The 15295-nt window shown below is 55.1% G+C and carries 11 protein-coding genes and 1 pseudogene; 4 read left to right on the top strand and 8 right to left on the bottom strand.

Annotation, left to right across the window (positions count from 1 at the left end; all coding sequences use genetic code 11):
- Positions 1-16: 16 nt before the first annotated feature.
- The 6 genes and pseudogenes from ACW17M_RS12655 to ACW17M_RS12630 all read right to left on the bottom strand — a co-directional run.
- Positions 17-182, bottom strand: a pseudogene (locus ACW17M_RS12655) (IS630-like element ISHsp2 family transposase); the annotation flags it as partial.
- Between the two features lie 74 nt (positions 183-256).
- Positions 257-1186 carry an ABC transporter substrate-binding protein gene (locus ACW17M_RS12650; RefSeq protein WP_051430570.1) on the bottom strand — a complete coding sequence of 310 codons (930 nt, stop codon included), beginning with the start codon at positions 1184-1186 and terminating at the stop codon, positions 257-259.
- 169 nt (positions 1187-1355) lie between these two features.
- Positions 1356-3572 (bottom strand): TonB-dependent receptor, encoded by a 2217-nt coding sequence (locus ACW17M_RS12645; RefSeq protein ID WP_051430569.1) that lies wholly within the window; start codon positions 3570-3572, stop codon positions 1356-1358.
- Positions 3573-3730: 158 nt separating this feature from the next.
- Complete coding sequence (locus ACW17M_RS12640; protein ID WP_027959979.1) at positions 3731-4684, bottom strand: alpha/beta hydrolase; 954 nt, start codon at positions 4682-4684, stop codon at positions 3731-3733.
- A 65-nt stretch (positions 4685-4749) separates the two neighbouring features.
- Complete coding sequence (locus ACW17M_RS12635) at positions 4750-6045, bottom strand: lysine N(6)-hydroxylase/L-ornithine N(5)-oxygenase family protein (protein ID WP_035538608.1); 1296 nt, start codon at positions 6043-6045, stop codon at positions 4750-4752.
- 23 nt (positions 6046-6068) lie between these two features.
- Positions 6069-7175: a GNAT family N-acetyltransferase gene (locus ACW17M_RS12630; RefSeq protein ID WP_457547553.1), complete on the bottom strand. Its 1107-nt coding sequence runs from the start codon at positions 7173-7175 to the stop codon at positions 6069-6071.
- Between the two features lie 211 nt (positions 7176-7386).
- Here ACW17M_RS12630 and ACW17M_RS12625 point away from each other — a divergent pair, with 211 nt between their 5' ends.
- Entirely contained in the window at positions 7387-9033 is a 1647-nt protein-coding gene (locus ACW17M_RS12625) for a cyclic peptide export ABC transporter (protein ID WP_027959977.1), read from the top strand.
- Here ACW17M_RS12625 and ACW17M_RS12620 read toward each other — a convergent pair.
- Entirely contained in the window at positions 9019-9642 is a 624-nt protein-coding gene (locus ACW17M_RS12620) for a cytochrome b (protein WP_027959976.1), read from the bottom strand. The two genes, ACW17M_RS12625 and ACW17M_RS12620, sit on opposite strands and share 15 nt — an antisense overlap.
- Positions 9635-10579, bottom strand: coding sequence for a siderophore-interacting protein (locus ACW17M_RS12615; protein WP_457547552.1), 945 nt, complete (start codon positions 10577-10579; stop codon positions 9635-9637). The genes ACW17M_RS12620 and ACW17M_RS12615 overlap by 8 nt, the downstream gene beginning before the upstream one ends.
- 189 nt (positions 10580-10768) lie before the next feature.
- On the opposite strand from ACW17M_RS12615, the gene fhuB reads away from it, so the two are divergent.
- Genes fhuB through ACW17M_RS12600 form a run of 3 tightly spaced genes read left to right on the top strand, consistent with a single transcriptional unit; the run spans position 10769 to position 15277 of the window.
- Entirely contained in the window at positions 10769-12769 is a 2001-nt protein-coding gene (gene fhuB / locus ACW17M_RS12610) for a Fe(3+)-hydroxamate ABC transporter permease FhuB (RefSeq protein WP_027959974.1), read from the top strand.
- A complete protein-coding gene (fhuF, locus tag ACW17M_RS12605) occupies positions 12766-13554 on the top strand; it encodes a siderophore-iron reductase FhuF (protein WP_027959973.1) in 789 nt (262 codons plus the stop codon). Before fhuB ends, fhuF begins: the two co-directional genes overlap by 4 nt.
- A complete protein-coding gene (locus ACW17M_RS12600; RefSeq protein WP_457547595.1) occupies positions 13529-15277 on the top strand; it encodes a multidrug ABC transporter permease/ATP-binding protein in 1749 nt (582 codons plus the stop codon). The genes fhuF and ACW17M_RS12600 overlap by 26 nt, the downstream gene beginning before the upstream one ends.
- Positions 15278-15295 lie beyond the last annotated feature (18 nt).

The raw sequence follows: 15295 nt of genomic DNA, 5'->3' as shown, positions 1-15295 counted from the left end.
AAATCATTAATGCATAAACCTGCAGTACCTCACTGATTTGGTTGATCGTATGGCCTTGATCACTCAACAGGATAGCATTCGCACGGCGACGTAGGGCACGCTTCTCTCCATGGTGATAGGCAGAGGACAGTCGGTGTCTAATGTTCAGAGTCAGTAAGGGGAGCAACGAAACGCCTTAACATAGTTTCATCCGTAAGAGAGATCCGATGCCACAATGCATAAAAATTTAAGATCAAGCACTTACATAGTCACATAATTAGCCCTTTGGAAGGTATGAGGTAGCACGACTTTCTTCTATGGCATCAATCAGGACATCTGCAAAATGTCTAGCAGAGGGAAGAGCGCCGAAATGGTTAAAGGTTGCCGGTAGGATGATGGCATCACCACGTTGTATGATAGGCAAATGTTGCCAGATACCACTTATGTAGAATTGTTCACGATTGGGATTGGTGGCATATGGGCTTTCCAATATCACTAGGCGAGCATTGATATCAATTAAAGAGTCGATACTAACCGTGGTGATTCCATAGTGATTTTGTGCGCCTTCCCAAGCATTTGACAGTCCTAGCTGATCTAGGGAGCTTTGAAACAAACTGTTGTTCCCGAATACCCTGGCATGTTTATGATCCATCAAGCGAACGATCAATAAGGGAGGGATTTGATCATCAGCTATCCTCTTTCTCAGTGATTGGAAATGTGCTTCAGCTTCCTGAATTACATCCTCCGCGAGATCCGCAGCATCTACGGCCTCTCCGACCTCTCTTGTGAAAGACGTCATCCGCTGCCAGCTATTTGCTTCAAATTCTGGGCTATAGAGAGTTAGGCTTTTCACTGTGGCAATGCCTGACAGACGAGGAGTCATATGTTTGAATTCTGGTGATGTGAGAACGAGCTCGGGTGAGATTTGACTGAGAAGCTCAAGATTTGGTTGGATGATCGTTCCTAGGTTGCTTGCTTTGACTGCCCCTCTTAGCGTGAAGTATGGAGTGTTTGAATCGATAACCGCTGTAGGTACTATACCCAGCGAAAGCAAGGTTTCGGTACTGCGATAATCAAGAGAAGCAACAGATGGAATTTCATGGTGTGTAATTGCCGAGCCTGGAGCAGCGCATGCTAGGTCAGCAATTGCAACGATGGCTATCAGGCCGCGAAATAGAAGCATACTGATGATAGAGGATCGAGGCATGGCATTCCTAGTTTGATCTTAGTGCAGCGAATGAAATACTTGTATTGCTAAGGGTAGGCTTTTAACACGGCATTATAAAGGAAGTGGCACTTTTTGTTGTAGTATTAGTAACTATTTTTTATTAATAGAAACTCCCCCCGCCGACCTTAGGAGTCAGCAGGGGGTAGAACTAAAACTCCATAGTTGCAGACAAGATTACGCTTCTTGGTTCACTTAGGCGAAGTCGGCCACCGCTACCGTTAGCAGATTCCCAGTAGTCTTTGTCTAAGAGATTATTTATGTTAGCCCTGACTGTTATAGGGTGATTTTCAAACTGGTAACCTGCTCCAACATCCCAGCGTGTCCACCCTGGGATTTCTTGAGTGTTGCTAGCATCAATATATTGAGAGCTACTTCTGACAACACGTGAATTTAGCGTCAACCCAGAGATCGGAGTATCCCACTCAACACTGACATTACCTAGCCATCTTGACGTGCCCGGTGCTTGGTTCCCGTCGTTAACTCCATCTTGTGTTTCAGTTAGAGTCGGCTGTAGATAAGCTATACCACCTAAAAGCTTTAAGGTTGATGTGGGTTGGCCAAAGACATTTATTTCGACGCCACGGTTGCGCTGCTCACCATCTTGAGTCGATATAAATGCTCCATCAGTAGAGCCTGGAAGAGTGATTGTGCTCGGCTGCCGAATCTCGAAGGCACTTACTGATCCCCCAAAATCACCGTGGTCTAGCTTTATACCTGCCTCTATTTGTTGTGTTTTAGACGGAGAAAACGTTTCTCCAGCATTTTCCGCCGTTGCTGGAGCTGTATACCCAAGATCCAGCCCTTCAATATAGTTACCATAGATAGAAATATTATCAGAGGGTTTTACGGTTATTCCGATAGCTGGTGCAATAGCACTTTCATCATACAGAGAAGTTCTATTTCCACTTTCAGTGTCAAAGTTTTCAATCCTGACATTCTGATGACGCGCACCTAAAGTGACAAGTAGTTGATCGTCAAGCAACCCTATGACGTTTGCTGCTGCTATGGATGTTAGCTCTCTTTCAAAGGATTTTGGGATATCTCTAGATAGCTCGAATTGGTCAGGAAAGCCAATTGCACCAACATTGTGAAGGTTGGAGAGACTTATATCGCTGCTCTCATAAAGATATCCGCCTTCCTCCGTTAGTTTAGAGAAATTTATATTTAAATTATGGGTGATATTGCCTGTTGTTACAAGTCCGCGAATTCCTGAAGTTGCACTTCGAGTGTCAGAGTAGTCAGGATAGTAGACGGGGAATGAGGCTAGAGAGTTTGATGTGTCTATTAGTGCATGATTGGTTCTAAGATTATAGCGAGTATTGTTACGTCCTCCTAGCCCACCGTAGAGAGTCCAGTTGGGGGATAGGTCGTATTCACCTTGCAAAGCTGCATAAGTGTCTTCATTCTCTATTTCTTCCCACGATTGCGCTGTTTGCTTGTTTGCATTGGGGGCCGAGGGGACTTCCGCTCCTTGGCGAATCTGGAGCCCTGAGCCAAAGCCACTTCCGGCATTGGTTTTATCTTTCTGATAGCCTAGGTCGGCGGACAATCGATAATTATCTTCCTGATAATCGAAGCCGAGACTGGCAGCGCCTAATGTCGAGGATTGACCATCGACCGCCGTATTGCCGTCTCTGAAAACACCATTAAAACGTATACCAAGTTGATTGGATTCTCCGAATCTGCGTCCAGCATCTATATGAGTACCTAGCAGTGAGTCACTTTGATAAACAGCAGAGATTTCCGTGAGAGGGGTATCGCTTGCACGCTTCGGTATAACATTTATTGTGCCACCAACTCGGCCACCAGGTGATACACCATTTAATAGAGTGTTTGGTCCTTTAATTATTTCTACTCGTTCTACGGTTTCCATGGATATGGTGTTAGTGGGCATAACACCATAGAGTCCGTTAAGGGCGATGTCACTATTGAAAAGAGTGAAGCCACGAATTTGAAAGGTATCGCCTCCAGTGTTAGTTCCCCTCCCTCGTGTGCTTGTCTGCACGGATGGGTCATTGTCGAGAATATCGGCAATGCTTCTTGATTGCTGGCTTTTGATGAGATTTGATGTGTAGCTGGTGATGTTGAAAGGGGCGTCCATGATGTCCATGTTGCCAAGCAAACCAAGGCGTCCGCCTGTTGCTACTTGTCCTCCAGCATAAGGTACTGGAAGAGAATCGTAGAGTCGACTTTCGGTCACCTGAAGCGTAGGTAACTCTGTTGTAGACTCCCCGCTTTCTTCTGTTTGGGTTGAGGTGAGGTCTTGAGCGAGTGCAGCTGGTGCCACGAATAGCGTCGCAGCGCAGGCATTAGCAATGGCCACGGAGAGCAGTTTCCTGCGCAGGCCGGTACGAAATGGATGCATAGTAATCCCCTTGAATGATATTTATGCGTTAATGGTAATTATTATTATTAGCATTATGTTCTGAATTTGTACGTTCTTGCAACACTCCGTTGCCCAAAATGGTACCTGTGGCAAGAGGCGCCACAGGTACCAATCATGCTGTGCCCCATGGGAGGCAATTAAACATCAACTGAGCTTGGGTGCTTACTAAGATGGTGCTGAAGCGCTTTGGCGATATCCGCGCGTACCTGACCGGTGGCATCGGGCGTGATGCTGCCCAGGCGTGCAAAGTCATGCACCATGCCGGGGTATATAGTCAGTTGGGTATCCACGTGCGCTTCCTGTAAACGATTCACGTAGGCGATGCCTTCGTCGACTAGGGGGTCGTGTTCGGCCAGGGCGATGAAGGCAAGTGGTAGGTTTTTGAGTTCCGCAGCCTCCAACGGCGCAAAACGCCAGTCGTGGCGTTCCTCATCGCTATTTAGGTAGTGGCCAAACATCCACTGCAGGGTGTCTGCTTCCAGCAGATAGCCTTGTGCGTATCGGCGATGAGACTCGCTGTCCTGCCAGGCACTGGTGCAGGGGTAGAGCAGGATCTGGCAGCGTGGAGGGTGCCAACCATTATCACGCGCTGACATACAAAGAGCCGTGGCAAGGGTGCCTCCTACACTGTCACCACCAACGGCGATACGTGAGGTATTGAGACCCATCTCTTCGCCATGCTTTAGCAGCCAGCAATAGGCATCTTCAGCATCGTGAAAAGCTGTCGGAAACTTGTGCTCGGGGGCCAAACGGTAGTCGACGGCCAGCACTGTGTAGCCAGTTGCTTGAGAGATGCTTTGGCAGAGCGAGTCGTGTGAATCCAGGCTGCCCAGTAGGTAGCCGCCGCCATGGAAGTAGAGCAGGGTGGGAGAGATAGACTCCTTACCTTGATAGCGGCGTAGCTCAAGTTGGTGACCATCTCGGCACGTAATGCTCAGCGTTGTGGCATCGTGCGATGCTGGCTCATCAAGCATCTGCGATGATGCCTCGTAAGCAGCGCGTGCCTGTTGTGGTGAGAGCGAGTGAAAAGGCGGATTGCCGCTTTCGGCGACCAGATCTAAGAAAGCGGCGATATCAGGATGTAGGGACATGATGGTCGTGAATCTCGGTATTAGGGGCCGCTCTGAGAGAGCGGCCATGCGTTAATAGTGCTTGGTTAGTCCGCGCCTACTAGTGAGGGAGTTGATACTCCTGAATAGGATGTTGGCAGTGCCTCATTAAGCACTTCACAGATCTCACTTGTCCTGGCTGCCAAAATCGACAGCAGGGTATCGCTTAAACCATGGGTGGGCTCGCAGCTGCCTTGCAAGAAAATAGCCGGTTTGAACGCAGGTTTGGTGTAGAGCTGATAGTGGCGGTTAACGGCAAAGTCAGGCAGGTAGTCCGCGACGGGGGCCAATAGCTGTTTATGGGTGTCGCGTATATAGCCTGTTGCTAATACCACTGCGTCGTAGCGAGTGGACTCCGTATGACCACTCTCTAAATCGCGAACATTTAGCTCAATACCTTCGGGGCCTGCTTGACTACCAATAACTTCATGGCGGCGGCGGAAGCGGTGGCGGGCCTGGCCGGTTACTTTTTGCTGATAGAACACATCGTAAATCTCCTGAATCAGCGCCAAGTCAGGGGCTGAGTAGTTGGTGCTTTTGTACTCCTGCAGCAGTGCTTCCCGCTGGCCGGTGGGGTTGTTGAACACGTAGTCGGTGTATTCGGGATTGAAAATCTCGTTGACGAAAGGGCTATCGTCCGAGGGTTTAAAGGCCCATGCCCGGCTAATAAGATCCACCTGAATGCCTTCACGGCCGTGTAGATCAAGGAATATCTCAGCGGCGCTCTGGCCCGCACCGATCACCGCGATGCGTTTGGGGGCGTCTTGCTTCGCCAACTCCCGGAGGTAGTGGCTGGAGTGGAAGACCCGTGGGTCGTCTTTTAGCCCGGCGAAGCATTCAGGCACATTGGGCGCGCCCCCCACGCTAATTACCAATGAACGGGTGAGCCTTTCCTGCACCGCGCCACTCTCATCCCGTGAACGCACGCGAAGGTAGGCGACCTCGTCGTTATCAGTTTCGGGCAGCACTTCAAACACATCCTCTCCATAGGTGCACTGGTGTTCAAAGTGGCTGGCAGTCCAGCTTAGGTAATCATTGAACTCATGGCGGCTGGGGAAGAAGGTCTGCAGATTGATAAAGTCCTGCAAGCGGCCTTTGCTGTGAAGATAATTGAGGAAGCTGAAACGGCTCTCAGGGTTACGCGGCGTGACCAGATCTTTGAGGAAAGAAATCTGCATATGGGCATTTTCCAGCAACATATGCGGGTGCCAGGCAAAGTAGGGCTGACGCTCAATAAACAAGGCATCCTTCGCTTGCCCTGCCTGGCGCTGTTCGTCGAGCGCAATGGCCAGGGCAATATTGGAGGGGCCGAAGCCGATGCCGATCAAATCGTGAATATGCATAAGAGTCCTCGTGGCTGATGTGTCTATGGGGTGAGGCGTGGATCGGGTCGTGGGGCTGACCCAGGGTGCGAGGGCAGCGGAACCCAGCAGCGCTCGTTAAAAAAGTGTTCGCGTAGCTGCATGCCGAGCATGGCCCGCTTGTGAGGAAAGTCGAACGCCTTAACATGGGCGTAACCGCACTGGGCAAGGTTGCGCAGCATCTTGGCGTTATCTACTCGGGGTTCAATTACCAGGCACTGGGTGCGGCAGTCGTCCAGGAACAGGTAGTGAGAGATAGAGGGCAGCCAAGCGGCGACATAAGGCCGCCCGCGAAAAGCGGCTTCGCCGATCAGCACGTGCCAACCGCGGTCAAAGTCACCGACATCGTAATAAGCGCCGATGCGATCCTCCTTGGCCCAGTAGGTCTCGAAATAACCGAAGGGCTCTCCGTTGATACAGCCGATCAGCGGTACAACGCTGGGGTTCTGGAGCGTGCTCTCCAGCCGCTCGCGATGCTGTTCCAAATCACCCTGCTCTTCCCAGAAATGGGCGACGACTGGGTCGTTCATCCACCGGTTGAAGCGCTCCAGATCAAGTTCCAGGTCAAGCACTCGAAAGCTTAATGTGGCATCCAGCCAGGCAATATGACGCTGATAGACCGTGCCACTGGGGCGCGGCGGGCGGCGTGGGTGTCGTTTTCCATTCTCCAATATGGACTGCTGCGGGTAAGGGCGCGTGGGTGGCGAGTTAAGCCAAAGCGTGGGTAACTGCCAAAAGAGCTCTGCATAGGCCCAGAGCTCCCCATGGTTTTCTTGAACCGCGATGCCAGCGGCACACAGGTTGGCGTACAAAACACTAGGTAGCTGAAGGCGTAGCGCAACACTGGCCGGGTAAAAGGCAAAAGCCCCTTCGATAGCGGCAAGCAATGCCGGGAAAGGTGGTGCTGAACGCTGTGACCACTGCAGCATCAAGGTGCTGTTATCGTCTACTAGCAACCACTCAAGGCGCTCTTGATGTCCTTCCACATAAAGTGTCTGCGTGGTTACCTCATAGGAAACTTGATAGGTGCACCCCTCTGGGCGTGAGAGCAGCGAGGCCACCGCGTAGCTTTCAGAGGGTACCTGTGTTTGTGCCTGGACAGAACTGGACACCGCTAAGCTCCTATCGAAAAAACGAATCAAAGAAAAGAATAAAAAAATCACCCCCACCGAAAGGCGGCGTACTGACTTCTTTATCTAAAGACGAATGAGAATGAGGTATGTTTACAAGAAAGGTGTTTAACTTTTTGCAGCGGTGGTTCGTCTGTATGGGTAGGTACTGCTTTCCAGTCGCTTTTTCTAATTGCTTTCCAATGAGGTGAATGTGCTTCCCTATCTGATTCGTCGAACCCGCGGGTTGATGACCGCTGCTGCGCTGGCCAGTATTCTCTCGGGGCTTTTCAGCGTGCTGCTGATTGCCCAAATCAATGCGGCGTTAAACAGCGATGCCGCCAGTCGTGCCAATACGGCCTGGGCTTTCGCGGGGATCGCCGTGGCCCTAATGGTCTGTCGGATGGTGTCGACGGCGCTGTTTGAGCGGTTGGGGCAGCGTGCTCTGGCCGAGTTGCGCAGTTTTGTCGCCCAGTGCGTGGCCGAGACCCCCTTTGCTCGGTTCGAGCGTGTGGGCAGTGCACGGATCCAGTCGGCGCTCACCGAGCACAGCAACAACGTGGCGGTACTGTTCGTTAGCTTGCCGGTGATTTTGACCAATACGGTCATCGTGGTGGGGTGCTTGGGCTACCTGGCAATGCTCTCATGGCAGGTGTTTTTATTTGCACTGGGGGTGATTGGGCTGGGCGCTGTCGGCTATCACCTTGTGCACTTACGCGCTATTCACTACCTCCAGGATGCCTCGTCAGAGCAGGATCGCCTGTTTGGACATTTCCGCGCGCTGACCGATGGTGCAAAAGAGTTGCGGCTACACCAACGCAAGAGCCGGGTCTTTATGGATCAGATATTGGGGGAGTCGGTTGAAGGCGTGCGGCGGCTGCGTACTTATGGCATGTCGCTGTTCGTGATCTCGACCAGTTGGGGGCAGTTCCTGATGTACGCCTTTATCGGTCTGGTATTGTTTGTATTGGCGGGCGATGGGCCTAACCAAACCCAGGTAATGACCGGTTTTGCGCTGGTGTTTGTGTTTATGGTGACGCCCCTTGAAGGCTTGCTGATCAATATCCCGCGGATCAATATGGCGCGGGTAGCTGCTAGTCGAATTGATGACATTACACGAGAGATGCCCCAGGGGCAGGAGAGGCAGGCGTCACCTCAGGTGCCTGCTTTGCAGCGTCTTGAGTTGCACGACGTCACCCATCAGTACTACCACGAGCAGAGCGATGACTTCTTTGAGTTGGGGCCGATTAATCTGAGCTTTACGCCGGGGGAAGTGGTGTTTCTGGTGGGGGGCAACGGTAGCGGTAAGACCACGCTGGCCAAAGTAGTGGTGGGGCTTTACCCGCCGGAAGGTGGCGAGGTATTGCTCAATGGAGAGCGGGTCGAAGCGGATGGCTGGGATGCCTACCGGCAGCTCTTCTCGGTGGTGTTCTCAGACTTCCATCTCTTTGAGCGCCTGTTAGAGGCACCACGTGATGACCTGGACGAGGAGGGTGATCGCCTGCTGGCCAAGTTGCACCTGCAGCACAAAGTGCGGGTTGAAAACGGTGCGTTCACCACCCAAGCACTCTCCCAGGGCCAGCGTAAGCGTCTGGCGCTGGTGGTTGCCTACCTTGAGGATCGGCCCTTCTTGGTGTTTGACGAGTGGGCGGCGGATCAGGATCCGTTATTCAAAGAGGTGTTTTACTGCGAGGTGTTGCCCGAGCTAAAACGCATGGGCAAAGCGGTGCTGGTCATCACCCACGATGACCGCTATTTCCACCTCGCAGATCGATTGGTGCGGCTAGAGAGTGGCAAGCTGTTGACTGCTGAGTCTGAGACTGCCGAAGAGCCGCTAGCGGAACCCTCATCGGCCACTTGACCCCACCATACGCGCCAGTACTCGGTCTTTAAGCCAGAAGCGGTGAGTCAGCGCCATCATGATGTGGCCGATGACTAATCCACATAGCAGCCACGAGAGCGGGCCGTGAAGGAGCTCGGCGGGGGCGACCATCCAGGTGATCTCGCGTTCCGCTTCGGGCAGCAGCTCCATGCCATAAAAGAGTAGCGCCCCGCCGCGGCCGTACTGGCGCAAAATAGCGAAAGCGGGCAACCACATTAGTAGCCCATAAAAGGTGATATGGACAAAGCGCGTCAAGCGCCCACCTAGCCCTGGCGTGTGGGGCGGGCGTTGTTTGCGATTTATCCATGCCCAGCCAAGGCGAGCCAGCGTCACGATCAGAATCATAAATCCTAATGAGCCGTGAGGCCCGATGCTCGCCAAGAACAGCGTGATAGCGTTTTCGCCCATTCCTCTCCAGGCCAACAACACGGAAAATTGCAGCGTGACCAGCGCGGCGGTCAACCAGTGCAGTACACGGCTGACCCGCCCATAGCAGTTGGGGCTGTCTCGCCAGCCAATAGGCGTTTGAGCTTGCTTGCTTGTGATATCACTGTTTAACGCCGTGTTGTTTGCCGTTCCTTTAACCATTGGCCTTGCCCTGGCGCCAGTAGCCCATGCTGGTGACGTACTGCTTGGGTAGCCCGCACTCGTTGACCAAATAGCGACGCAGCTTCATGGCGACCTTGGTTTCAGCGGCGATCCAGGCGTAGAAGGGCGCACTGTCATCCAGGGTGGCGGGTTCCCAGAGAGGGCCGTCCTCATCGTCGCTTTCGTCGTTGGTCGTGGCTCTGGTAGTGACGTTAGTAGGCGTGCCGCCTAGCGCTTGAATTTCCCTATGTAAATCGATATCACGTAGCGCTCTCATTAGCAGCTCACCGTGTTGGCAGGCGGGCTCAGCGTCGCGGGCCAGCCAGCGCAGTTTGGTGGCCTGGGGCAGAGGCTGAACGTCGTCGCCACGAGGCACTTCGAATAGCGCTTCGACCTTGGGTTTGAGCGGTAGGTCATCAAGGGTTTCCAGAATGCCGGCGGCAGCGGGGAGGGCGGTTTCATCGGCGATGATCAGAATACGGCGTACGCCTTGGGGCGGCTTCCACTCGTAGCCCAACTTTGGGCCTTCCGCGTTAGCGTCGGGGGCTGTCATGGCTAGCCGGTCACCCGGGCGGGCGTGCATTGCCCAGCGCGATGCGGGGCCATTGTCGCCGTGGAGTACAAATTCAACGTCCACCTCAGCCTGCTCCGGGCGGAGGGCGCGAATAGTGTAGGTGCGCGCTGAGGGCCTTTGGGCATCCGGCAGTGCGCGGTAGGCGCCGTACCAGTCGTGTTCTTCCAGCTTGGCAATTTCAAACAGCGGGTCGAGACTGCCACCGCCTTCGGGAAAGAATAGCTTGACGCGCTGATCCGGTGCGTAGGTCGCCATTTGGCTGACTTCCGGGCCAGTAAAGGTGAACCTGACTAATGAGGAGCTGACTTGGGTACGCCGGGCTAGGGTGATATCGAAAAGCTGGTAGCTCGGTTTGGCTGCCATAGTGATGCCTCCTTTATATATAAGGAGTCAATTGTAGTGCTAATTATTATCATTTAGAATCGTTGTTAGTTATTCAATCGCTAATTTCCATAAACTCGTTTGCATAAATAGTAAGGCTAAGAAAATGACGCTGCTGCCTATCACGTCTCTTTTGGCGAACTGTCCGGTTATCACAAAAGGGTGCTCGCTATGCTAGGCGCTGCGCAATTTACCCAAAGAATGGGGGGAATGTCGCCTGCTAAAGCCTGCCTATTACTTAGCCTGCCCATGGTGGTGCTGTTTTGGGTGGGCCTAGAGGGCCAAGGCGGTTTCGCGCTGGGCCTGCAGGCATTAGTGGCCCCTTCTTTTGAGAACGTTGACGAGCTGCTGCTTTACTACGCTTGGTGGCCGCGCCTCTCTATCGCCCTGCTCGCCGGGGGCGGCCTGGGGTTGGCAGGCGTGCTTATGCAGCAGGTGCTGCGCAACCCGTTGGCTTCGCCCACCACCCTAGGGGTGGCATCGGGCGCTAACCTGGCGTTGATGACCGCCACCTTGCTGGCGCCGGGGCTGCTTGTCGCCGGGCGCGAATGGGTCGCCTTATTGGGCGGTGCGCTAGCGGTTGGATTAGTGTTTCTGCTCTCCTGGCGGCGCGGGCTGGCGCCGATCGTGGTGGTGCTGGCGGGCCTAGTAGTCAATCTGTACTTGGGGGCGCTGTCTACGGCGCTGCTGCTGTTCAACCACGAGGCGCTCTCCGGGCTGCTGATCTGGGGGGCGGGCTCGCTGGCGCAAAACGGTTGGGACGGCGTTACAATCCTCTGGCCTCGGCTAGCGATTAGCTGCGTGGCCGCGTGGTTTTTGCTACGGCCCTTGGCGGTGCTGGAGCTGGACGATGCCAGTGCCAAGAGCCTGGGAGTCTCGCTGACCTATCTACGCTTTGCGGGGATGGGGTTGGCAGTATTTATTACCGGCAGCATTGTCAGCGTGGTGGGCATCATCGGTTTTATCGGCTTGGCAGCGCCGAATATCGTGCGCATGGCCGGTGCGCGCCGCTTAGGGCCGCGGCTAATCTGGTCGACGCTATTAGGGGCCGTGCTGCTGGCTACCACGGATCTGCTGCTGCAGCAGTTCGGTGGCATGGTGGCAGCTTTTATTCCTACCGGGGCGATTACCGGTGCCCTGGGGGCACCGCTGTTAATGTGGCTGATTCCGCGCCTGAAACTGCAGGGCGACCAGCCGCCGAAAGGGGCGGGGATTTTCGCCCGTCGTCACCCAGCGCCTTCACGTTTAGCCACTGGTTTAATCCTCGCGTTACTGGGGGCAACGGTTCTCGGCTTGCTGTTTGGCCAGGGTGTAGATGGCTGGTACTGGCTGGCGCCCAATAACTGGAATGTCATGCAGTGGCGCATGCCCCGGGTGATGGCGGCAGCCGCCAGCGGGTTAATGCTGGCGATTGCCGGGACTATTCTCCAGCGCCTTTCCGCCAACCCCATGGCCAGCCCCGAAGTACTGGGTATCAGTGGTGGCTGTGCCATTGCGCTGATTTTGGGGATTTTCCTGCTGCCTGCGCCCACCAATATGATGCTGATTGGCGTGGGTACCCTGGGTGCTTTCGCGACGCTGCTGGTGTTGGTGGGTATCAACCGCAAGAGCGGTTATCTCCCCGAGCGTTTACTGCTCACCGGGGTGGCGGTCAGCGCGCTGTTTGATGCAGTGCGCAGCGTGATGCTGGCGGGCGGCGACCCTCGTGGCCAGCAGGTGATTGCCTGGCTGGCGGGCTCCACCTACTACGTGGATATCACCAATGCGGTGGTGGTTGGGGGCATTGCCGCTGTATTGGCGCTGATCACGCTGCCCTTCACCCGCTGGTTGGATATCTTGCCCTTAGGCGCGCCGACGGCCAAGGCGCTTGGGGTAACCCTCAATCGAGCCCGTTTGGCGTTGCTGCTGTTGGTGGCCTTGTTAACCGCCTGCGCCACCCTGGTGGTGGGGCCGCTTTCGTTTATTGGCCTGCTGGCGCCGCATATGGCGCGCTTGGTCGGCTTCTCCCGGGCGGGTCAGCATCTGCTGGGAGCAGCGTTGATCGGCATGTTATTGATGGTGCTGGCTGACTGGGTGGGGCGCCAGATTATTTTCCCCTATGAGATACCAGCGGGCTTGGTCGCCTCCCTGATTGGCGGCGCTTACTTTATGTGGGGGCTGCGGCGGCTATGAGTAACGTGGCGATCAAAACGAGGGAGCTTTTAGCAACGGTGGATCCAGCGGAGGCGCTGTTGGCGCTTTACCGCCAGCCGCCGCTGGATAACGCCAAGGCTCCCTGTTTTGGTCAGCCTGATGTGCCGACGCTAGCGGCCTCTGAGCTGCTGAACCATGAGGTGCTTAACGCCCAGCTGACGCGTTACCGGCGATACCACGGTGACGATGCCGATTTTCTGGCCGTCGCTTCGATATGGTCGAAATTTCATTTCAGCAGCGTCTCGATCCCGACGCTGGTGGCCAACCTGCTATTGGGCTACGACCTGCCGGTGGGTGGGGATGAACTGAGACTGGCGTTTGGTGATCACGGCCAGACGGCTCGTATCTGGTTGCCGCATGGTGGTGTGCCGCTGGCCTCTAAAGCGCTCCAGGCACGCTTCAGCAGTCTATTCGATGACCACTGTGCCCCACTGATCGAGGCGTTGGCCGCTGTCTCTGGGCTTTCTGCCAAGGTGTTCTGGAGCAATCTTGGTCACTACGTGGAGTTCGTGGGCAAGACCTGCTCGCGGCATCCAACCTTTACAGGGGCGGGTGAGCCGCTGCTGGATTATCTCGCCACCAAGACGCTTCCCGATGGGCGTCGTAATCCGCTCTATCAGCCGGTGCGTTATCTGGAGCTGGGCGGTGAAACGCCTGCTCGTGTGCGACGGCTATGCTGTATCAAATACCGGCTACCCGGTGAGCCGCTGTGCGGTGGATGCCCGCTAAAACCCGAAAATAAACCGGCCAAGAAACGCCGTTAGGGTAGTACGGCACGCCGCAGCGCTTCCTTTAGCGTTCAACTCTTGCAAGGAGTCAAAGTTAATGGAACTGTTCAGAATCGTATGGCGTGATTATCGTTGGCCGTTTGTGGCCGTGGTAGTGCTTAGCTTGGCAAGTGCGGGCCTGGGCATCGGTGTCATCGCCTTTATCAATCAGCGGCTGCTGGGCACCTTCACTGACCCCTGGCGCATCCTGCCCGAGTTCCTGGGGCTGATCGCGCTGCTGCTGGTCATTACCCTGACATCACAGTTGGCGCTGACCACGCTGGGTCACCATTTCGTTTACCGGCTGCGGGGGCAGTTGATCAAACGAATTCTGGATACCAATATCGAACGCGCTGAGCAGATTGGCAGCGCGCGTTTGCTGGCGAGCTTGTCCAGCGACGTGAGTTCAGTGACCGTTGCTTTTATACGCCTGCCAGAACTGGTGCAGGGCGGGGTGCTGACGATAGGCGCCACGCTTTACCTGGCGTGGCTTTCGCCTGCCATGCTGGGCGTCACCGCGCTCTGGGTGATCGTGACGGTGTTGATTGGCATGCGTTTGGTGGCGCGGGTCTATGGGCATATGGCCAAACTGCGCGAAATACAGGATCGTCTCTACGCGGATTACCAGGCGGTCATTGAGGGGCGCAAGGAACTGGCACTCAACCGCGACCGTGCCGAGTGGCTGTATCGCGATGTCTACACCCCTGATGCGCTAGATTGCCGACGCCATTTTATTCTTGGCGATACCTACCATCTCAGCGCGGTGAACTGGTTCAACATCATGATGCTGGGCGCCATTGGTGTGGCGTTCTTTTTGGCCAACGGCCTGGGTTGGGCATCGGTGCAGGTAGCCACGACCTTCTCACTCACACTGCTGTTTTTGCGTGCGCCGTTGATGCAGGCCATTGGCGCTTTTCCGACGCTGATTAACGCCCGAGTGGCGTTCGAAAAAATCAGCAGCTTAGACCTGGCCGAGCATCGCGAGGCATTCGGCCACTCTGCGCTGCGCCACGACTGGCAAGAGCTAACCCTGGAGCAGGTTAGCTATCGCTACCCGGATGAGGAGTCTCGGGCGGGTTTTGCCATCGGCCCTATCGACCTGACCTTGATGCGTGGCGAGGTAGTGTTTCTGATCGGCGGTAATGGCAGCGGAAAATCGACCTTGGCGAGGCTGCTGACTGGGCTCTACCAGCCCCAAAGTGGCTGCGTACGGGTCGATGGCAGGCCGCTGCAGGAGGAAGACTGGACACGCTATCGCCAGCACTTCTCGGCCATTTACACCGATCTGCACCTGTTTGATCGTTTGATGGGCCCAGCGGGCGAGTCACCCGACCCGGCGCTGGTGGAGGAGTGGCTTGCCGCGCTGGGCATGCATAGCAAGCTCGACTTCGACGGCGATCGCATCACCAACGTCAACCTCTCCCAGGGCCAACGCAAGCGCTTGGCGATGCTATTAGCGGTCGCTGAACAGCGCGACCTATTGCTGCTAGACGAGTGGGCCGCCGACCAAGACCCCCAGTTCCGCCGGGTCTTTTACCGTGAGCTGTTGCCCCAGTTGCGAGCACTGGGCAAGACGCTGGTGGTGATTAGCCACGACGACCACTACTTCGACCAAGCCGACCGGCTGCTGGAAATGCGCCAGGGGCAGTTGGTAGAGCTCACCGGCGAACAGCGAGAAGCCGCCAGCCGCGATGCGGTGGCCCGGGTGGGTAGTCATTGATGTGAGTCGCTTAGAATA

This window comes from Vreelandella sp. 2A-K22 (assembly GCF_054065485.1).
This window is presented reverse-complemented; position numbering and strand designations above follow the sequence as displayed.